This window comes from Pseudomonas sp. DC1.2 (genome assembly GCF_034351645.1).
In the GTDB taxonomy this organism is placed as follows: Bacteria; Pseudomonadota; Gammaproteobacteria; order Pseudomonadales; family Pseudomonadaceae; genus Aquipseudomonas.
Genome location: NZ_CP133782.1, coordinates 3,486,198 through 3,505,772, shown reverse-complemented (window position 1 = coordinate 3,505,772; position 19,575 = coordinate 3,486,198). Strand labels below are relative to the sequence as shown.

The 19,575-nt window shown below is 57.6% G+C and carries 15 protein-coding genes, 1 tRNA gene and 1 pseudogene; 2 read left to right on the top strand and 15 right to left on the bottom strand.

The window, feature by feature from the left end:
* Positions 1–9: 9 nt before the first annotated feature.
* The 11 genes and pseudogenes from RHM68_RS15800 to RHM68_RS15750 all read right to left on the bottom strand — a co-directional run bounded on the left by RHM68_RS15800 (position 10) and on the right by RHM68_RS15750 (position 12,422).
* Entirely contained in the window at positions 10–1,713 is a 1,704-nt protein-coding gene (locus tag RHM68_RS15800) for a thiamine pyrophosphate-binding protein (RefSeq protein WP_322216357.1), read from the bottom strand.
* On the bottom strand, positions 1,710–3,032 hold the full coding sequence (locus tag RHM68_RS15795) for a hypothetical protein (protein WP_322216355.1): 1,323 nt from the start codon (positions 3,030–3,032) through the stop codon (positions 1,710–1,712). The genes RHM68_RS15800 and RHM68_RS15795 overlap by 4 nt, the downstream gene beginning before the upstream one ends.
* Positions 3,029–4,303, bottom strand: a complete 1,275-nt coding sequence (locus tag RHM68_RS15790; protein WP_322216353.1) for a prephenate dehydrogenase/arogenate dehydrogenase family protein — start codon at positions 4,301–4,303, stop codon at positions 3,029–3,031. Before RHM68_RS15790 ends, RHM68_RS15795 begins: the two co-directional genes overlap by 4 nt.
* Positions 4,300–5,760 (bottom strand): aminodeoxychorismate synthase component I, encoded by a 1,461-nt coding sequence (gene pabB / locus RHM68_RS15785; RefSeq protein WP_322216350.1) that lies wholly within the window; start codon positions 5,758–5,760, stop codon positions 4,300–4,302. The genes RHM68_RS15790 and pabB overlap by 4 nt, the downstream gene beginning before the upstream one ends.
* 40 nt (positions 5,761–5,800) lie before the next feature.
* Positions 5,801–6,400 carry an aminodeoxychorismate/anthranilate synthase component II gene (locus RHM68_RS15780; RefSeq protein WP_322216348.1) on the bottom strand — a complete coding sequence of 200 codons (600 nt, stop codon included), beginning with the start codon at positions 6,398–6,400 and terminating at the stop codon, positions 5,801–5,803.
* Positions 6,401–6,425: 25 nt separating this feature from the next.
* Positions 6,426–7,376 (bottom strand): diiron oxygenase, encoded by a 951-nt coding sequence (locus tag RHM68_RS15775; RefSeq protein ID WP_322216345.1) that lies wholly within the window; start codon positions 7,374–7,376, stop codon positions 6,426–6,428.
* Between the two features lie 93 nt (positions 7,377–7,469).
* Positions 7,470–8,024 carry an acyl-homoserine-lactone synthase gene (locus RHM68_RS15770; protein ID WP_322216342.1) on the bottom strand — a complete coding sequence of 185 codons (555 nt, stop codon included), beginning with the start codon at positions 8,022–8,024 and terminating at the stop codon, positions 7,470–7,472.
* Positions 8,025–8,250: 226 nt separating this feature from the next.
* Positions 8,251–8,964: an autoinducer binding domain-containing protein gene (locus RHM68_RS15765; protein WP_322216340.1), complete on the bottom strand. Its 714-nt coding sequence runs from the start codon at positions 8,962–8,964 to the stop codon at positions 8,251–8,253.
* Positions 8,965–9,284: 320 nt separating this feature from the next.
* A pseudogene (locus tag RHM68_RS15760) lies at positions 9,285–9,950 on the bottom strand (integrase domain-containing protein); the annotation flags it as partial.
* Between the two features lie 911 nt (positions 9,951–10,861).
* Positions 10,862–12,184, bottom strand: a complete 1,323-nt coding sequence (locus tag RHM68_RS15755) for a tyrosine-type recombinase/integrase (protein ID WP_322216337.1) — start codon at positions 12,182–12,184, stop codon at positions 10,862–10,864.
* Between the two features lie 162 nt (positions 12,185–12,346).
* Positions 12,347–12,422 (bottom strand) — tRNA-Asn (locus RHM68_RS15750).
* 233 nt (positions 12,423–12,655) lie between these two features.
* Between RHM68_RS15750 and RHM68_RS15745 the strand changes: the two genes are divergently transcribed.
* On the top strand, positions 12,656–12,886 hold the full coding sequence (locus RHM68_RS15745; protein ID WP_322216334.1) for a hypothetical protein: 231 nt from the start codon (positions 12,656–12,658) through the stop codon (positions 12,884–12,886).
* Here the strand turns inward: RHM68_RS15745 and RHM68_RS15740 are convergent.
* Complete coding sequence (locus RHM68_RS15740) at positions 12,883–13,083, bottom strand: hypothetical protein (protein ID WP_322216331.1); 201 nt, start codon at positions 13,081–13,083, stop codon at positions 12,883–12,885. The genes RHM68_RS15745 and RHM68_RS15740 overlap by 4 nt on opposite strands.
* A gap of 149 nt (positions 13,084–13,232) precedes the next feature.
* Positions 13,233–14,429, bottom strand: a complete 1,197-nt coding sequence (locus tag RHM68_RS15735) for an amino acid aminotransferase (protein WP_322216328.1) — start codon at positions 14,427–14,429, stop codon at positions 13,233–13,235.
* Positions 14,430–14,768: 339 nt separating this feature from the next.
* Here RHM68_RS15735 and uvrB point away from each other — a divergent pair, with 339 nt between their 5' ends.
* On the top strand, positions 14,769–16,784 hold the full coding sequence (gene uvrB, locus RHM68_RS15730) for an excinuclease ABC subunit UvrB (protein ID WP_322216325.1): 2,016 nt from the start codon (positions 14,769–14,771) through the stop codon (positions 16,782–16,784).
* A 74-nt stretch (positions 16,785–16,858) separates the two neighbouring features.
* Here uvrB and RHM68_RS15725 read toward each other — a convergent pair whose 3' ends face one another.
* Both RHM68_RS15725 and RHM68_RS15720 read right to left on the bottom strand, forming a co-directional pair.
* Positions 16,859–18,409: an MDR family MFS transporter gene (locus RHM68_RS15725; protein ID WP_322216323.1), complete on the bottom strand. Its 1,551-nt coding sequence runs from the start codon at positions 18,407–18,409 to the stop codon at positions 16,859–16,861.
* Positions 18,399–19,448: an HlyD family secretion protein gene (locus tag RHM68_RS15720; protein ID WP_322216320.1), complete on the bottom strand. Its 1,050-nt coding sequence runs from the start codon at positions 19,446–19,448 to the stop codon at positions 18,399–18,401. The genes RHM68_RS15725 and RHM68_RS15720 overlap by 11 nt, the downstream gene beginning before the upstream one ends.
* Positions 19,449–19,575 lie beyond the last annotated feature (127 nt).

Sequence of the window (19,575 nt, the reverse complement as noted above, 5' to 3'; positions counted from 1 at the left end):
CGAGAGGGGTCATGCCTTGGGCAGGTGCTGCTGGCTCTTTACCGCGTCAAAAAAGCGCTCACACAGATAGGAACGCATGGCCGGGTCGACCTGCGCATCGATGAGCACGGGCTTATCCATGCCCAGCGCTTCGGCCAGGTGCAGGCGCAATTCGCCACCGGTTGTCGCGGTGAAGGCCTGGACTTGCAGGAACAGGCCGGCGGCCGAAAAGCTCATCGGTAGTTGCTCGGTGAGTGCAATGTCATCGGCGTCCGAGGACAGCGAAGTCCACCGTTGATTGTTCAGGACGATCACGATGGGGCTCAGGCCGAATTTGGCGGCGCGCATCAACTCATTGCCGGTCATGTGGAAGGCGCCGTCGCCCACCAGCACGATGGGGCGCTTGCCGGTTCCCAACTGGTAACCCATCGCGCCAGGGACGGCGATGCCCATGCTCATGTACAGCGGCGAGGTCAGGACATCGGCAGGGAACATGCCCAGTGACATGAAAAATACATCCCCGCAATCGACCACCAATTGGGTGTCGGGGCTGGCCGCGAAATGACGGTTGAGCTCATTGATGATGTCGAATGGCGTCAGCGGGCCTTCTTCCAGCGGATAGTGGGCATCGGGTGCCGGCACTACGAAGGCTTTTTGCTCCTCGGACAGCGGCGCCAGAGAAGGTTTGACAGTGCTGATCAGTTCGGCGAAAGCAATAAGGAACTCGGCCGTGGACGCATTGAAGCGCTGACGGCCGACGATGATTTTGCCGTCATCGGCATGAATCAAACGGCCACGGGCAATATGGCTCGCGATGCCCATGTTGACGTCCGAGTTGGGCTCGCCGATCAACATCAGTACGTCGCACCTGGCCAGCAGGTCTCGGGTCACCCGCGAAGGTGACGCAGGGCCTGCGTAAATACCGCGGTAATTGGGATGCGAGATGGGGATGCCGCCGCGGGACATCGGCGTTGCAACCCAGGGCATGGCCAGCCGTTCGCACACCCGCATGGCCAAATCCGTCAACCCACGGCGCTTGAGCTCAAGTCCGGGAACGAAGACGGGTTCGCGGGCCTTGCGAACCAGGGCATAGGCCTGTTCTGCGGCCTGGCGGGCGGCATGGCTGTAGCGTATCGCGGGTTCGAGGGACGCCCGGCGGGCGGGGGTGTAGCGTACTCGCGTCTGAAAAAGATCCCTTGGGATTTCGATGTACACCGGCCTTGAGTGCGCGATGGCCAGGGTGACGGCCTCGCGAATTTGCTCCAGGGCCTGATGGGGGTCTGTCACACAGACCTGATGCACCGTGATCTCCTTCATGATGCGGTACTGGGTTTGATGGTCGACGATCGTGTGGTGCAGAAAAATCGGCGCCTGGCGTTCACGGGCGCCCGGCGAGCCTGACAACACCAGCAGCGGAACCCGTTCCACATAAGCCTGGGCGATCGCATTGGTCGCATTCAGCACGCCGACCCCATAGGTGAAGCACACGGCGCCGGGAACGCCCTTTCCGACGGCATAACCCAGTGCGGCCAGGGTGGTGCCGTACTCATGGGACATGGTCCGCAGTGCAAGCCCGGGAGTGGTGAGCAGTTCGCGCGAAAGCTGCATGGTGAAATCGCCGGGAATGCAAAAGAGATCGACGATGCCGCTCTCCACCAACACCCGGCCAACCAGATCCCCCAGGCTGACCTCCAGGGAGGTCAGGTTAATGTTGGCGGTCGGAAGGTTCGTCATCGCTGAGTCCCCCGGTAGACCGTTGCGAGCAGTTCCTCGTCCAGATAATTGTCGAAGGAGTAAGCCAGGGGGGCGAGCGGGAAGGCTTGCAGGAACTCTTTGATCTGCAAGGCTACCCGGGCAGGCTCGGTCTTTTTGAAGTACAAGTCCGCGATAAAGCGAGCGACCACTTCGAAGTCTTTCTCTTTCATGCCGCGTCGGGTCATGGCCTGAACACCCAGGCGGATACCGTGTACACCGGGCTTGCCCGGAATCTCGATGTTGGTGGAGCGAATGCCGCCGGCGTGCAGGCTGTTGACGCACAGGTCGAGGGCTTTTTGCAGGTCACCCACCGCGAAATGAACTTGGTGGGTCTGGGTGAAACCGAACGATTCCCCAGTCACATCCAGCCCCAATTCGTGCAGATGACGGGCCAGCGTCTTGGAGTTACTGACGATTTGGGCGGCGTAGTCGCGACCGAACACTTCCATCTCTTTGAACGCTACCCACATCGGTGGCAACTGTTCGGCGTGACAGTTGCTCTGCAGGTGAGGACAGACCCACAGCGAAGTATCGACCAGCAACGGATGCTGGTCGGACTTGAAGCCGATGTAGCCTTTTTGCGGGCCAGGAATCGTCTTGTGCGTGTTGCCGTGGACCACGTCGGCACCGCAGTTGAGCGGTGAATCAAAGACGCCGCCCATGATCAGGCCGCCGTCGTGGCTCATGTCGTACGTCAGGGTGCATGAATCCGGCAGGACACTGCGGATCTCATCCAGTGGCTGCCAGCGCAGTTTGAACGACTGATCGAGAATGACGATCCGGATGTGGGGGTTGCGCCTTACCAAGTGATCAAGCTTCGCTACGTCAATCAGCAGGCTGGTCGGGTCCACGGGGAGGTGAAAGATATCGATGCCCATTTTCTGGGCGAGGCTTTCGAGTGCAAAGTGACCGCCGTCTCGGTGGGCAAAGTGGACGAATCCTTCGCCGGGCTTGCAGGCGGCCAGCATCAATGCTTGCTCAGCCGTGGAGCCACCGTTGGGGCGCCAGTCAAATGCCTGTGCACCGATCAGGGATTTGCCCAGGGCGCGTACTTGATCGGCGATCTCATTCATATGCCCAGGTTCCGGGAAGTGCCATTCGCCTGCCGGCACTGCAAAGGGAAAGGAGCAGTGGTAGAACGCCCCGGCGGTGGAGCCGGACGTCAGGCGGACCAGGGCGCTGGGGTAGTTTTCGTTCGCGGTCAGGCTCAGGCTGTCTTCCCGGTATTGGTGATCTTTTTCCAGCGTGGAGCTCAACCAGTCGACGATCTGGACAGTTTGTTGTTTTACATTGCTCATTGGAGGCTCTCTGCGGTTGAGGTGAAGGCTGAGGGGCTGGCTTCGAAAAGCGACTCACGGGGGCCGCCGACGACGTCATATTCGATCTGGCAGGCTTCACCGATGATCAGCCCGTAAAGCTGCTCGATAAGCTCTTCGCGGATGTGCAGCGCTCGGCCGCGAGCCTTGCAACGCTCAATCACTTGCAGCACACGATCGGGTTGCATGACGGCGGTCTGGTTATCTTTCTTGCTCTGGGCCACTTCCCGAATGAGCTGCAGTCGCTGGCCGAGCAGGTCCACCAACTGATCGTCGATACGGTCGATGCGGCTACGAAAATCCCCCAGGTTCTGCCGGGATGCCTCGGTGCTTACGGGCCGCTCGTTGATCTGTTCGAAGATCTTGCGGCTGGTGTCTCCCAGGCCCGGATTCAGGGGGGCCAAGGCATTTCTCAACACCGCCATCGACAGGTGGTAGTCCAGGCGCGAGCCGGTATTGACCATCACATCCAGCCGGCTCAACTGAGCCAGCATCCGGGTCCGTATTTCCTGGGAGTACGGGTTGTGCGATTGGATTTCCCAGTAGACGTCAGGATGGTTTTGCGTCATGCGCGCCAGCAGCGAGAGCATGACCTTGAACGGTGGCGGTGCGAGTTCAAGCAGGTCCGCCAGCGGGGCGCTGGACTCGTCCAGCGTCAAGCCGAATCCGGTGACCAGTGCGTGTCCCAGTGTCTGCAACAGCGCCATGGTCCGGTCATGTTCGGAGGGCGTCATCTCGAACACGCTGACCGGCCAGGCTCGAAGCCACTCAAGTAAGCCGACCACGGCGTCACCGCCACGGTAAGTCACCAGTGCCACCGGTCTGCCGGCCGGGGCCAGGTCCCCGGAAAACATCGGATTGATGCCGACCATGGGCTGCTTGAGATTGGACTGGTCCACTAATGCCGAGAACTCGCTTTTGATCGACAGGGTGTCAACGATCAGGCAGTCGGAACGCAGGTGGGGCGCCAGTACGGGCAGGGCTTTTATCAGTACGTTTTGTGCCAGCGCCAAGACCAGAATGTCGGCGGTGCCGAGCTCGGCTTTGACCTGGTTTGAAGGGGACAGGACGTCGGCTTGAAGCACTCTGAGGGAGTGGGCGTTGTCCGCCAGGCTGTCGCTGGGCGCCGCGATATCGAGGCCAGTGACGGCATAACCTGCGATCGCCAATTGGCGAGCGAGTAGTTGGCCGATTGATCCCAGTACGCCGACCACGACGGCACGGCGCGGCTGTTGCGAGGTAACTGAACTCATAGTGGTGTGCTCCTCAGTTGCGTGACGGCCTCGACAACGCCGCTGGCCTTGACGATGGTTTCGATGTACTCGCCCAACGGGTCGGAGAGCGATGTGATCGCTCCCCCCACGCCGAAGCGGGCGATTTGGGCATCTACGGTGATCGAGCGGATCATGATGTTGAGGTCGCATGCCCCGCCCAGGCCAAACCAGCCGAGCGAGCCGGAGTAGGCGCCGCGTGGACCTTCTTCGAGGCGGTCGATGATCTCCATCGTGCGTTTCTTCGGCGCCCCGGTCATCGAGCCACCCGGGAACGTGGCACGTACGCAGTCAATCGAACTGACCGACGCCTTCAACTGCCCGCTGATGGTGGAAACGAGTTGATGGACGTGGGAGTAGGTTTCCACGTCGAACAATGCCGGCACATGGACCGAACCGATGGTGCAGACCTGGCCCAGGTCGTTGCGCAACAGATCGACGATCATCAGGTTTTCCGCCCGATCCTTTTCATCGCCACGCATCTGCTCTATCAACTGGGCATCTTCTTGCGGCGAGCGACCGCGAGGTCGGGTGCCCTTGATCGGTTTGGCCTGCACCTGCCGCTGGTTGTCAATTTTGAGAAACCGCTCAGGCGACGAACTGACGAGATGAAAGTCCGGGATCGCGAAGTAGCCCGCGTGGGGGGCGGGGGTCAGCTCGCGCATCACGCAGTAGAGTTCGAACGGCGAGTCGCAGAAAGGAAACTCAATCAAATTGGTCAGGCAGACCTCATAGGTCTCGCCGTCGATGATCTCTCGTTGGGCTTCATCGATCTTGGCAATGTAACGCTGCTTCGAGTGGCGCATGGTGGCGTGCTGCTCAATCCACTCCTCGACCTGAGGCAGCGACAGCCTGCGCTGGCGCGGTGTCGGTTCAGACGCCGCCGGTTGGTTCTGTAGCCGCTCCTGCACCTCATCGAACCAAAGCGCCGCATGCTGGCGGTCTAGATCGTCCTGGACGAGGTACAACAGATAGCAGCGCTGTTCGGCATGATCGAACGCAATCATGCGCGTGGCCAGGATGAACGCCGCGTCGTGGGAGTGGGATGCATAGGCATCGGCACCGATCGTTTCACTCTTGAGCTCGTAGCCCAGCAGGCCGACATACCCCAGGTTGAAATCGAACGGCAGAAGGTGCTGGTGTTCGCAGCGGTATCGGGTCAGCCGGGACGCTATCAGTTGAAAGAAGTCAGACGTGGCTTCCCGGGTGACGCCGTCGCTGCGTTCAATACAAGCGCTGCGCGAGGACTTGTCATAGGTGATCGTTTCCGCCCAGCGGCCATGGGAGTCGCCCATGAATGAAAAGCGGGAAAAGCCGGGTTTGACGACACTGCTTTCTAAAAAGAAATGGCGTGATGAGGCGAGAAATTCGCTGCGAAACACACGCAACGGATCGGGATTGCATTCGAGCGCTCTGACTTCGACTTGAAAGGTCGTCATTGCCCACTCCTGATAATTGTGATGCCGGATAACGGCAGGTTTAGCGGGGTAGACGGTCGAGCTTGTGCCGATGCGCGATGTCTCGAAAGTTGCGCAACAGGTCAAGTCCGGAGTCAGTGCAGATGGATTCGGGGTGGAACTGGATGCCATAGAGCGGGCGCTCTTTATGGCGAATGCCATGAATCATGCCGTTCTCGTCCCAGGCGCTGAGCTCAAAAGGACCTTTGAGCGACTGGACCACCAGCGAGTGATAGCGAACCACCGGCATGTCGAGGGGTAAGCCCTTGAAGACCCCTTCATTGTTGTGGCGTATACGCCGAACCCGGCCGTGCATGGGTTCCGGTGCGTGGCTCACTTCCATGCCATGCACGTGCGCGATGCATTGATGGCCAAGGCAAACCCCCAGCAAAGGAACATGGGCATCACGAATCACGTCTTCACTGATGCCGACATCGACCCGGCGCGTGGGTGTGCCGGGGCCTGGCGAAACAATGATGCAGTCGTAGCGAGCCAATTCAATATCGTTGGGTGAAGCATCATTGGTGATGACATCAGGTTCTTCGCCAGACACTTGCCCCATGTATTGATAGAGGTTGTAAGTGAAAGAATCGAAGTTATCTATTATCAAGGTCTTGAACATGGGGCGGGCTCTCGATTCTGAATGCTCAAGTCGTGACGTAGTTACGATCCGAGAAGGCATCTTTAACCGTGTCCAGTTCCAATATGCCAATCTGTTTAAGCAGTCGGTAAATACGCTGCAAGATGGACTTTTTCATACGTTCCTGATCCGTTGAGAAGTGCGGATCGGATTCAGTAATTACCTGTTCTGCCTGAACATCGGAAAGACCGCAGTTCGCCAGAATCATTCGCTCGAAGCGCCGGCTCAAATCGGCCCCAAGGAAGTCATCCAGATAAGCTGGGAGCATCGTGCCAAATCGCTCTTGTGTGGCACGAGGCAGTTGCGGCCAGCGTTCCTTCATAAGATCGGCAAAGAAACGCGAGTGCCTGCCCTCATCACGAACATGGTCCATCATTAGCGTGGTAAAGGATTGAGCCAGTTCGCGCTCACGGCCCAGGTTCGCCACTTCATCGGTCAGCACATTTTCGGCAATAGTGACGGCCAGAAGTTGGAAGTCTATGCGCATTTCGGGCGGTAATGACGCATAAGCGCGTGCGGTGGCATCAAGCTTACGGTTGGTTTGAGGAACTTCCAGCGGTTCAATCGCACTCTTTTTCTTCATCTGGACGATGTAGTCAAGTGCGACATGAGCGTGATAACCCTCATCGATGATAACGGTCAGTGCTTGTAGTTTTGCCGCGTCACTGATGCCCTGGATATGGTTATGAAGCATGTCCAGGCAGCATTGAATGACAAACTTGGTTTCGAGCAGGCCCACGCCGTAAAGAAATTGATAGGCGGCTTGCGTCAGGATGTAAGAGCGGGCCTCGGACCCCAGCACCGTTATAAGCGGATGCTCGCAAATGGAACAGCGGGCAACAGGGTAAATCAGTTGATCACTACTGTAGTCCGGAACACAGATGCGAGGTGTCGAGCGTACGGTCGCCTTGGCATACCACGTATCAGTAATTTTATTCAATGATTCAGTTGCAGGCATTGCAGCCCTCCAAGTTGTCGAGGTTTACCGTGGCCAACTTAAGCTGACAGTCTTGTTTGCGCCCATCGGTGGGTGAATGAAAAGAGGGGTGGGTCACTCCACGGTAATCCACGAAGCAAATAACTTTTTCCCCTCGCAACCCGTTACTTTTCCCGCGCGGGAAGCATTGATGCCGACATGGCGTAGCAGTCGTTCAATCCCCAAGGGGGAAACGGTAATTAACTTGTTGGCGCCTTGTTCGGCTGCGCTGGCGAGGGTCGCGCGCATGAGGTCAATGGCGGCATCGGAGGAAAATTGACCGCTGACTTTTTTGTCATGGGTCTTGAAGTTCATCGCCGCAAAGCGCGACAACTCCAGGATATGTTTTGATTGGGGAGGGGCTTGCCCGCTCATCAGCTCTGGAAACACCTCGCTCAGCAGGTAGGGGCGGGTGGTGCTCAGAAGGCGGGCGGTGCCGATGATTTGTTCGTCATCATTTTGAGCAACAATGTAGACGGTGTCCTCACGGTCGAACTGATCGTATTCCAGGCCTTCGGAACAATTCAGTTTCCATCCTAAATGTTCTACGAAAACCTTGTGGCGATAACGTCCTATTGCGGTCATTACAGTCGGAGAAAGTGTTGACGATGTTCCAGAAGTAAAATGCAATTGTAATCACCTGGCAGGGAAGGCTGCCGAGTAATTATATATAAAAGAAGGCGGTGCTGTAACCTACTATAAATCGTAGGTTGACCATGCTTTTCCTGGCGTGGTAATTTTGCTCGCTCTTGAGAAGTTAGTAGTTTGGCTCTGCGTTTGGCCTGTGCAGGGTAATCATGGACGTACACAGGCGTATTCAGCTATTTGAGGTTTTTCCGAAGGCGTGACTAATAAGTCAAAATAATAATCCGAGCATGACGGCACGGACAACGGCGGCCGTTTTATTGCTGGTTTTAAGTTTCAGGATGGCATTCTTTATATGAAAGTCTATGGTGTTTTTTGAGACGATCAGAATATCGGATATCTCAGACGCCGATTTACCGTCAGCGGTCCATTTCAGAACTTCTCGCTCACGTTCGGTAAGGTCGGCGGCGTAGCGTTCTTTGTGGCGATTGTTGAGCGCTCTTGACAGTAAAACATGGGCCACGCACACCAGCCACATCAGCTCTTTTTCATGCAGAGTTAGTTCTGCTGAAGTCAGTGCCTCGCTGGAGCGAGAGACACTAAGCATGCCTCCGACTCCCAGTGTGTCCAGATGCGATTGCGACCAGCCGACATGGATACCGAATGATTGGGCTTCTTCCCAGAGTTCAGGCGTTTTGGAGAAGAGGGCCTCGGTCCAAGTGAGCGGTTTCTGTGTGTGCCGGCCATACAAGACCGTCGGGTCGACTTTTAAATACTGAGCAGAAGCATACCGCGCCTTCCAGGCATCAGGGTAGTTATCGAGCATAACTACATTGGGGGCAGATAAGGGAAGTGGTAATTGCAAGCCATAAGCGCAATATTCAAATCCTAGTCGTTTAGCCGCTATTGTTATTTGCTCGAATATACTTTTTTCACATGTAGCGCATTCGACAATATGCCACATGTCACTCTGCCATTTGTTCATCGAGACTTCCCTGTATTTTACTGAGTGTCGACGCTACAGCCCTGTGCGCATCATTATAGGGCGCCGCTTAGGTTTTTCATGCCGGCTGCCGCTGAACGAGGCGCAATCTAGCATGCTTACTGATTGGATCCAAATTTGCCCGATGAATTTTTTTTAAGCTTGGCCGGCGCTTTTAGGAAACTCTGATGAACTTGCGCTGCACCAGCGTTCAGTGGTCGCAAACTACAAAATCTCCGTTTTCAGTGCGTCGAGGCCATCAATGGGTGGATAATCGGGTTTCTCGGCCCGTTTTTTCCCTTCACGCTCGCAACTCACCCAAACCTGTAGTGCGTCGCGGATGTGCTCATCCACCGTTATCCACCGAGAGGGGCCGAGGCTCCCGAGCGGCCACCTTTGGTGCCGTCCTGGATGTTGATCCTCCCGAGTTGCTCGGCTTCCCGTTGCAGTCGAGGAAGGTCGGCCAAAATCGCCTCGCGTAAGCGCATGCCGGTTGCTCGTGCCAACTGCGCGATGGCGGCGGCGCGCGACTGCTGATGTCCGCAGAGCACGTCTACGACCCGCTTCACGTGTTCGCGGTCTTGGCCTTGCGGCGCCGAGCGACGAACACTGGTGCGCCGCATTCCCAACGCCTTGCTCGGACTCACGACCTTCACATACTGATCACCGCGAAGCGCAGCCATGGTCCGGTTCACGCTGGACAACCGGTTTTGCGCGGTGGCGATGCCTATAGCGCCTTGTTCAACGTACTGACGCAGATGTCCGGCGTAGTCCAGCAAGGTCTGCCGATCAATTTGTCGCGCATCGTTAAACCCAGGTCCATCCTCTGACCGACACCAGCGTACAAACGCCTGCCAGCGATCACTGTGCGCTTTGACCGTGCCGTAATGCCCGCTGCCAAATAGAACTTTCAGCGCTTGCGGCCCGGCATAGCTCAATTGCCGACCCCATCCAAAATTGCGGCCATCCCGTCTACCTACCAATGCCATGATCAAACTCCTCTCGGAGCCAAAACTTTTAAAACCTTCCCCACGTCATGCCGCCATGGATGTTGAGTGTTATCAGGGATCAAGGCCCCTGCGACCTGTGAGGGTTGTCCACTAACGCGGGACTGACGACTCCTTACGACCGGGAGCTTGGGCATCTCATGATCTGGCCTCCTGAACACTTCCGAAGAAGTGGGCGGGTGGAGGCTGCACTGGCTGACGAGATCGGCGCCGCGAGATCCTGAGTCGGGTGAAGGCAGTGATGCGATGACCGGGGCATGCCTGACTGTCAGTCAGGTGCAGTCCATTCCTTGGACTGCGGCACCATCATCTGCATCGCTGTTGCTGGTGACTTCGGTGTTTGTCACGCCGATTGTCACGAGGGGGAATGTCGTAAAGCCTTCTACGAGTTGGGCTGCAGCAGTGGTAGGAGCGCCCGTCTCTTTCCAGAAGAAAGAGACGGGCGCAGGTTGGCGCAAGGAAATGGCCAGGCGGATAGGTTGCTGCAGAACAGCTAGGAAGGGGTGTGGATTGCCGCAGTGGGCACTCTGCTAGAAGTAGGCATCCATCACATCGCTGTGACCGTGCGAGCCGCCGGACGCTAATCGCACTTTGGGAGAACCGCCACGGTGTGGCGTAGCCTTAAAGGTTCTGGCTACCTGGGTTGCTGTCAACGACAGCGCTTTGCCCGACCTTTTCTACGCCTGTGGAGAATTCGGGTCAAGGCTCGAATTTTCGGGAGTTCTGCGGCTTTGGATGAAATTATCCACTAATGGAAATCAGTGGTTTTCCACAGACAATTGCGTGGGCTTTAGATTTTTTAAGTGAGGTCCATCCAAACAGGGCGGCTTTGCAGCCCTGTTTGGATGGACCCGCGTGGACAAGCGGATCACTGAGATAAAAGAACTGAGCGCTTACTCAGTTGCGCCACGTTTTGCTTTTAGTCGAGAGACGTTCGCACCCGTCTGATTGGCGAATTCGCGTGGGCTGACATGCTTCTGCTGATTACCCTCAAGGTAGCGACTCCACCAGTTCATGATCAGCCTGCGCTCCTCGATGAACTCAGCCTTGTGGATGTAAGCGGCGCGGACGTTGTTGCGTTCCTTGTGGCTCATCTGCCGCTCGATGGCTGTGTCCGTCCACAAGCCCGACTCGATCAGTGCGCTGCAGGCCATCGAACGAAAGCCATGGCCGCAGATCTCGGTTTTGGTGTCGTACCCCATCTTCCGAAGCGCGCTGTTCACAGTGTTTTCGGACATGGGCTTCCAGGATTTGGTATCGCCTGCGAATACCAAGTCAAATTTGCCTGTGAGAGTGTGGATCTGCTCGAGCAGTGCGACCGCTTGCGGCGATAAGGGGACAAGATGGATATCGCCTGCCATCTTCGTACCCCTTGTGGAAAAGGGTACGCCGTCCAATGCTGGCCGAGTGTCCGGTATCTCCCAGGTGCCGCGCTTGAGGTCGAATTCGCTCCAGCGGGCGAAGCGCAGTTCGCTGGAGCGTACAAACACGTGCAGCGAGAGCAAGACCGTCAGCCGGGTAAGTGCGCGGCCTTTATAGGTGTCGATCCGTTCCTGCAATTCAGGCAAGCGCGATAAGGATAAAGCGGGGCGGTGGATGACTCGCGAGGCTTTGATCGAGCCTACGAGGTCGTAAGCAGGATTTACGGTGATAAGCCGGAGGCGCTTTGCCTCGCGCATGATGCTCTGCAGGTAGTTTTGTACCCTTAAAGCAACGTCTATCGTTCCGCGCTTCTTGATCGCTTCCAGGGGCCGCATAAGGTCGTGGGTGTCCAGGTCGACAATGGCGCGGGCGCCGATCAGCGGGAAGAGGTGGGTTTTGAGGCGACTCATCACTGTCTTGGAATAGTCTGGTGCCCACTTGGCTGACATTTCCGCGTGCCAGTCCAGCGCGACGTTTTCAAAGGTGCGGCCTTTGATCACAGCTTCCGCCTTGGCTTGGTTCTTGGCTCCTATGGGATCAATGCCATCCGCCAGCATTCGCTTGACCTCCAGGCGCTTGCGGCGCGCATCGGCGAGGCCAATGACGGGGTAGTTGCCGAATGAGGTCAATCCTTCCCGTCCGTCAGGTTTGACGTAACGGAGCCGCCAGCCTTTACGGCCATTGGGTTGGACTAGAAGGTAAAGGCCATCGCCGTCGAAAAGCTTGTAGGCGCGGTCTGTGGGCTTGGCCGAACGGCAAGCGGAATCGGAGAGTGGAGCAGTGGTGCGCGACATAAGGGTACTCCCTTTTATCGAACTGACCTTTATCCCAAACTCTACCCTTAAAACGGCTGGTACCTACCGGAATCCGACGGAACGCCAAAACGAAAAAACCCGCCAGAAGGCGGGTTTTTCGGGGGTTTCAGAGACTTTTGAAGCCTTCTCTGGAACCTTGTATGGCTCCACGACCTGGACTCGAACCAGGGACCCAGTGATTAACAGTCACTTGCTCTACCAACTGAGCTATCGCGGAATGGCGTGTATGTTACTGATTCAAAAAGAGAAGTCAAGCATCTGTTGGCAACTTGATGTATTCATGAGGAAAGTTGGCGCTTTACCGGGCATTGGCGGTTACCAGAATCGCCTTGGAGGTCTACCATGGCCGCCCGGAAGTGGTGTCACGCGCTACCGGCCATTCGCCGAAAAGGTAAGCGCCATGAATCACCCAGCAGTCCTCACCCTGCCTCAACGCAATGAGGTGTTCCTATGAGCATCGCTCAGATCAGCCTGCCCAAGGGCGTCGGCCCCCACGCCGAGAAATTGTTCGACGCCATCACCCAGGCCAGCACCGCAGACGATCTGAATCGCGCCGGCGGCAAAGCTGAAGGTTTTGTCTTGGGCCTGGAAAGCGCTAAAGCGATCAAAAGCCAGGTTGCAGAGGCGCTTTACGTGGCTTATGACGACGCTGCCAGCCAGCGCGCAACCGAACTGGCTTAACCGCCGAAGGTAAAGGTGCCAAGCATCAGCTTGGCATACAGCGATGTCGCAGCCAGTTGCACTAGCCACAAGGCCAGGCCACCGAGAAACACGCCTGCCGCCACTTGCAGCACCAGATTATTGCCGCGTTTGGCCGTGGGGCGGGGGACGAAGTCGTCCAGTTCGTCCCGGTCAGCGCGTAGGTCATCATTTTTCATGTGGGTTCTCTGAAGTATCGGGAACGAGCATGCTCACTCCCATTTTTGATCTGTGTGGAGTCTAGAGCTGTTGGTCTCATTGCTGAAATTATCTGAGACAAAAAAACGGGAAGCCATGAGGCTTCCCGTTTTTCGTTTCACGCAACGACTCAGATTACCGCGACGATGGCTTGGGTCACGGCGCCGATGTTGCGCTGGTTCAGCGCGGCGACGCAGATACGGCCGGTGTCCAGGGCGTAGATACCGAACTCGCTGCGCAGGCGGGTGACTTGTTCAACCGTCAGGCCGGAGTAGGAGAACATGCCGCGTTGACGACCGACGAAGCTGAAATCGCGCTGCGGGGCGTTTTTCGCCAGCAAGTCGACCATCTGAGTCCGCATGCCGCGAATCCGCAGGCGCATTTCGGCCAGCTCTTCTTCCCACTGGGCGCGAAGCTGCGGGTTGTTGAGCACGGCGGCGACGAGGGTAGCGCCGTGGGTCGGTGGGTTGGAGTAGTTGGTGCGGATCACGCGTTTGACTTGCGAAAGTACGCGCGCGCTTTCTTCTTTCGATTCGGTCACGATCGACAGGGCGCCAACGCGCTCGCCGTACAGCGAAAAAGATTTCGAGAACGAGCTGGAGACGAAGAACGTCAGGCCCGACTCTGCGAACAGTCGCACTGCCGCGGCGTCTTCGTCGATGCCATCGCCAAAGCCCTGGTACGCCATATCGAGGAACGGCACGTGACCTTTGGCTTTTACTACGTCCAGCACGTTGTTCCAGTCTGCCGGGCTCAGGTCTACGCCCGTCGGGTTGTGGCAGCACGCGTGCAAGACAACGATAGAGCCGGACGGCAGGGCGTTCAGGTCTTCCAGCAGGCCGGTACGGTTAACGTCGTGGGTTGCGGCGTCGTAGTAGCGATAGTTCTGCACCGGGAAGCCCGCGGTTTCAAACAGCGCGCGGTGGTTTTCCCAGCTTGGATCGCTGATGGCGACAACGGCGTTCGGCAGCAGTTGTTTGAGGAAGTCAGCCCCGATTTTCAATGCGCCAGTGCCGCCCACGGCTTGGGTGGTGATGACGCGGCCAGCAGCGATCAGTGGCGAATCATTGCCAAACAGCAGTTTTTGCACCGCCTGGTCGTAGGCCACAATGCCGTCGATTGGCAGGTAGCCACGGGAAGCGTGTTGAGCGACGCGAATCGTCTCGGCTTCGACAACGGCGCGCAGGAGTGGAATTCGCCCCTCCTCGTTGCAGTAAACGCCGACTCCCAGGTTGACCTTATCGGTTCGGGTATCGGCGTTAAATGCTTCGTTGAGGCCCAGGATTGGATCGCGTGGTGCCATTTCGACAGCGGAGAACAGGCTCATTTTTGCGGCGGCTCTGAATGGAGTGTGGAGGGACGTGTCGCGCTCCAGCCGAATGCACTAGAGCGGTGCACAAACGGGGAGCAAGTATAGAGGCCATCGTTGATCGATGGCGACAGCCGATTCGGCTTTTAGCTTAAGTTTTTCCGATTATTTTTCGACCGTTAGCCGAATGGCGCCGTCAAAGACTTTGAGGGATGTAGGACGTTTGCCTTGAAAGAGAGGGCAATCGGCTCCACATTGAGAGCAATCCAGTTTTTTCCTCGGGCGACGTCAGTCGTTTGTGGTCTTTTTCGTTGCTGTCCGATGTTGCTGGGCAAGGCGCGAACCCAGAGGTAATGCATGTCCGAATTCCAGCTAGTCACCCGCTTCGAGCCCGCTGGCGATCAGCCGGAAGCCATCCGCCTGATGGTTGAGGGCATTGAAGCCGGGCTGGCACACCAGACGTTGCTCGGTGTAACCGGCTCGGGCAAGACCTTCAGCATCGCCAACGTGATTGCTCAGGTACAGCGCCCGACGCTGGTGCTGGCGCCGAACAAGACCCTGGCCGCGCAGTTGTACGGTGAATTCAAGGCGTTCTTTCCAAACAATGCCGTGGAATACTTCGTTTCCTACTACGACTACTACCAGCCTGAAGCTTACGTGCCATCCTCGGACACTTTCATCGAGAAGGATGCGTCGATCAACGACCACATTGAGCAGATGCGCTTGTCGGCGACCAAAGCCCTGCTGGAGCGCAGGGACGCGATCATCGTCACCACGGTGTCGTGCATTTATGGTTTGGGCAGTCCGGAAACCTATTTGAAGATGGTGCTGCATGTGGATCGCGGCGATAAGCTTGATCAGCGTGCGTTGCTGCGCCGTCTTGCGGACCTGCAGTACACCCGTAATGACATGGATTTTGCCCGTGCGACCTTCCGTGTGCGTGGCGATGTGATTGATATTCACCCTGCGGAATCCGATTTCGAAGCGATCCGTATCGAGCTCTTCGATGACGAAGTCGAGAAAATCTCTGCCTTCGATCCGTTGACCGGCGAAGTCACCCGTCAGTTACCGCGTTTCACGTTCTACCCCAAAAGCCACTACGTCACCCCCCGAGAAACCCTGCTGGGCGCCATCGAAGGGATCAAGGTCGAGTTGCAGGAACGCCTGGACTACCTGCGCACGCACAACAAATTGGTGGAGGCTCAGCGGCTTGAGCAGCGCACGCGTTTCGACCTGGAGATGATTCTCGAGTTGGGTTACTGCAACGGCATCGAAAACTATTCGCGCTACCTGTCGGGCCGTGATTCCGGTCAGGCGCCGCCCACCTTGTTTGATTACCTGCCGGCCGACGCCTTGCTGGTGATCGACGAGTCCCACGTCAGCGTGCCGCAGGTCGGCGCGATGTATAAGGGCGACCGCTCTCGCAAGGAAACGCTGGTGGAGTACGGCTTCCGGCTACCGTCGGCGCTGGATAACCGGCCGATGCGTTTCGACGAGTTCGAACACATCAGCCCGCAGACAATTTTTGTCTCGGCCACGCCGGGTAACTACGAGGCGGAACACGCGGGTCGTGTGATCGAGCAGCTGGTGCGTCCGACCGGTCTGGTGGACCCGCAAATCGAAATACGTCCGGCGCTGACGCAGGTCGACGACCTGCTCTCGGAAATTGGCAAGCGTGTGGCCCTGGAGGAGCGGGTGCTGGTCACTACGTTGACCAAGCGCATGTCCGAAGACCTGACCGATTACCTGGCTGACCATGGCGTGCGGGTGCGTTACCTGCACTCGGACATCGATACCGTGGAGCGCGTGGAAATTATCCGTGACTTGCGTCTCGGGACGTTTGACGTGCTGGTGGGGATCAACCTGCTGCGCGAAGGCTTGGACATGCCGGAAGTGTCGCTGGTCGCGATTCTCGATGCGGACAAGGAAGGCTTCCTGCGTTCCGAACGCTCGTTGATCCAGACCATCGGCCGTGCGGCCCGTAACCTCAATGGACGGGCGATCTTGTATGCGGACCGGATAACCGGTTCCATGGAGCGCGCGATCGGTGAGACCGAGCGTCGTCGCGACAAACAAATTGCCCATAACCTGGAACACGGCATTACGCCCAAGGGTGTGTTCAAGGACGTGGCAGACATTATGGAAGGCGCCACCGTTCCTGGCTCGCGCAGCAAGAAGCGCAAAGGCATGGCCAAGGCTGCCGAAGAAAACGCCAAGTACGAAGCGGAGCTGCGTTCGCCGGGCGAGATCGCCAAGCGTATCAAGGCGCTGGAAGAGAAAATGTACGCGTTGGCGCGTGATCTTGAGTTTGAAGCAGCGGCGCAGATGCGCGACGAGATCGGCAAGTTGCGCGACCGTTTGATCGCGGTTTGATATCGACCGCGTCGGTCATGGCCTCTTCGCGAGCGTGCTCGCGATGACGGTCGCCGAGGCCGTGCAGCTCTCGGCTAGTGCGCGTCCCCCGTTTTTACTCCGGCTGGCAACGCCTTGGTCAATAACACTGCAATCATGCTGATCCCCAGTGCAATCCCGACAAAGTGGAACGCATCGTTGTAGGCCATGATCGAGGCTTGCTGGTGCACGATTTCACTCATTTTGCCCAGCGCTGCCGTGTCGCTGCCAAACCGGTCCGCCATCGACGCCATGCGCTCGGCCACTTGCGGGTTGCCCGGCGAGATGGATTCACGCAAATAATCAAAGTAGGTCTTGGTCCGCGCATCCAGCAACGTGGCGAGGAGGGCGATGCCGATTGCGCCGCCCAGGTTGCGTAAGATGTTGAACAGGCTCGACGCCGATCCTGCGTCCTGGGGCAAGATGTAGGCCGTGGCGATCAGCGATATGGTGACCATGATCAGCGGCTGGCCGAGCGCCCGGATAATCTGTATTTGATTGAACTGCGGCCCGGCAAAATCGGGGTTCAGCACGCCCGATGAAAAGCTCGCCAGCCCAAACAGTCCAAACCCGAACGCACACAGCCATTTTGGCGAAATGTACTTCATCAGTTTGGGCACCAGCGGAATCAGGAAAAGCTGCGGTACGCCCATCCACATGATCACTTCGCCGATCTGCAAGGCGTTGTAGTTCTGGACCTGCGCCAGGTACAGCGGTAACAGATAAATCGAGCCGTACAGCCCGACGCCCATCCCCAGGCTGGAGATACTCGATAACCCGAAGTTGCGATTGCGCAGGATGCCGAGGTTGATCAGCGGGTTAGGCTTGGATGTCTGCACGATGACAAAGGTGATCAGGCTCACCAGCGCAATGCTGCCCAAGGTCACGATCAGGTTCGATTCCAGCCAGTCCTTGCGATGACCTTCTTCGAGAAAGACCTGCAAACACCCCAGGCCGACACCGAGGGTGAGAATCCCGATGTAGTCGGTGCTCTTGAGCAGTTCCCAATGCGCTTCCTTCTTCTCCAGGCCATACAGGAGGCCGGCGATCATGATCAGGCCCGGCGGAATATTGATGTAGAAAATGTACTGCCAGCCCCAGTTTTCTGTCAGCCAGCCACCAATGGTCGGGCCGATTGAGGGGGCGAAGGTCGCGGTCATGGCGAACATGGCCATGCCTTTGGCGCGGTGGTGGTCGGGGAGTTTGATCAGTGTCAGGGTGAACGCCAGCGGGATCAGCGCTCCGCCGGTGAAGCCCTGCAATGCGCGGAAGACGATCATGCTTTCCAGGCTCCAAGCCATCGAGCAGAGCAGCGAGGCGGCAAGAAACCCCAGCGATACCCACACCGCCAGCCGACGCGCCGAGAGCAACTGCACCAGCCACGCGGTCAGTGGAATCATGATGATTTCCGCCACCAGGTACGAGGTGGAAATCCATGAGCCCTCTTCGAGTGTTGCCGATAAGGCGCCCTGAATGTCTTTGAGCGAGGAGTTAGTGATCTGGATATCGAGCACGGCCATGAAGGCCCCGAGCATCACACTCATGACGGCGATCCAGTCCCGTCGGCTCGGTTCGCCGACGGGGCGGATCAGTTGATCACCGGCCATCTTCAGGGGCGTCTTTGATGTTCACCGTGACGGTGACCGACATGCCAGGACGGATCTTGCCTTGCAGTGGGTTGTCCGCCGCGAAGGTCAGTTTGACCGGAATCCGTTGCACGACTTTGGTGAAATTACCGGTGGCATTGTCCGGTGGCAAGAGACTGAACTGAGCGCCGGACGCGGCGAACAGGCTCTCGACCCGAGCCTCGATGGGCGTACCGCTGTAGGCGTCGAAGGTCAATTGAGCTTTCTGCCCAGTTTGCATGTGGCCGATCTGGGTTTCCTTGAAGTTGGCCTGAATCCAGATGTCTTGATCGGGGACGATCGACAATAGATAAGCGCCGGCCTGCACGTATTGACCATTGCGGGCGGCACGCTGGCCGATGAGGCCGGTGATGGGCGCGTGTATTTCGCTGCGGGTCAGGTTCAACTGGGCCTGGGCCAGGTCGGTTTTGGCGTTGGCGATCATGGCGTCGAGGCGTTTGATCTCGGCGCCCAAGGCGTTGACTTGCTGGCGCTGGCCCTGAGCATCAGCCTGGGCCTTGCTCACCTGCGAGCGGGCGATATGGTTGTCGGCGGAGAGGGTGGTCACCCGTTCCTCCGAGACATAACCGGGTTTGCGCAGGGCTTCGGCGCGGGACAGGTCGATCTGTGATCTGCCGAGACTGGCTTGGCTGGAAGCGACTTGCGCGTCGCTGGCAGCGATCAGGCTGGCTTGCTGGGTCAGTTTGCTCTGGGCTTGCAAGCGCTCGGCTTCGCGAGTGGCAAGGGCGGCGTTGGCGCGGTCGACGGCGAGGTGGAAATCGTCGCTTTCAAGCTTGACCAGCAACTGACCTTTTTCGACGTGCTGGTTGTCCTGGACCACTACCTGATCGATGCGTGCGCCCAATTGGCTGGAGACGCGGGTGATTTCGCCCTGGACGTAGGCATTGTCGGTGCTTTCATAAAAGCGCCCCTTGAAAAACCAATGGGCAAAAAAACCCCCGGCGATCAGCAGGACCATCAGCAGGAAAATGAACAGGCGACGCTTGAGTTGGGCAGGCATGGGCAGACTGTAGTCGAGAAATTGTAAGGGAAGTTATCAGCAGCAGAATCTGGCACACAGCCGATAAACGGTAAATGCCATCGGTTGATATTCGGCTATCCATCCAGGCTTACGGGCGTTGTAGGCG

What these genes read in the sequence shown, in the direction of transcription:
- RHM68_RS15755 (WP_322216337.1), bottom strand. Translation starts at nt 12,184, where the DNA reads ATGTCGCGCACCACTGCTCCACTCTCCGATTCCGCTTGCCGTTCGGCC.
- uvrB (WP_322216325.1), top strand. Translation starts at nt 14,769, where the DNA reads ATGTCCGAATTCCAGCTAGTCACCCGCTTCGAGCCCGCTGGCGATCAG.
- RHM68_RS15795 (WP_322216355.1), bottom strand. Translation starts at nt 3,032, where the DNA reads ATGAGCAATGTAAAACAACAAACTGTCCAGATCGTCGACTGGTTGAGC.
- pabB (WP_322216350.1), bottom strand. Translation starts at nt 5,760, where the DNA reads ATGACGACCTTTCAAGTCGAAGTCAGAGCGCTCGAATGCAATCCCGAT.
- RHM68_RS15720 (WP_322216320.1), bottom strand. Translation starts at nt 19,448, where the DNA reads ATGCCTGCCCAACTCAAGCGTCGCCTGTTCATTTTCCTGCTGATGGTC.
- RHM68_RS15775 (WP_322216345.1), bottom strand. Translation starts at nt 7,376, where the DNA reads ATGCCTGCAACTGAATCATTGAATAAAATTACTGATACGTGGTATGCC.
- RHM68_RS15780 (WP_322216348.1), bottom strand. Translation starts at nt 6,400, where the DNA reads ATGTTCAAGACCTTGATAATAGATAACTTCGATTCTTTCACTTACAAC.
- RHM68_RS15740 (WP_322216331.1), bottom strand. Translation starts at nt 13,083, where the DNA reads ATGAAAAATGATGACCTACGCGCTGACCGGGACGAACTGGACGACTTC.
- RHM68_RS15745 (WP_322216334.1), top strand. Translation starts at nt 12,656, where the DNA reads ATGAGCATCGCTCAGATCAGCCTGCCCAAGGGCGTCGGCCCCCACGCC.
- RHM68_RS15765 (WP_322216340.1), bottom strand. Translation starts at nt 8,964, where the DNA reads ATGAACAAATGGCAGAGTGACATGTGGCATATTGTCGAATGCGCTACA.
- RHM68_RS15800 (WP_322216357.1), bottom strand. Translation starts at nt 1,713, where the DNA reads ATGACGAACCTTCCGACCGCCAACATTAACCTGACCTCCCTGGAGGTC.
- RHM68_RS15725 (WP_322216323.1), bottom strand. Translation starts at nt 18,409, where the DNA reads ATGGCCGGTGATCAACTGATCCGCCCCGTCGGCGAACCGAGCCGACGG.
- RHM68_RS15735 (WP_322216328.1), bottom strand. Translation starts at nt 14,429, where the DNA reads ATGAGCCTGTTCTCCGCTGTCGAAATGGCACCACGCGATCCAATCCTG.
- RHM68_RS15790 (WP_322216353.1), bottom strand. Translation starts at nt 4,303, where the DNA reads ATGAGTTCAGTTACCTCGCAACAGCCGCGCCGTGCCGTCGTGGTCGGC.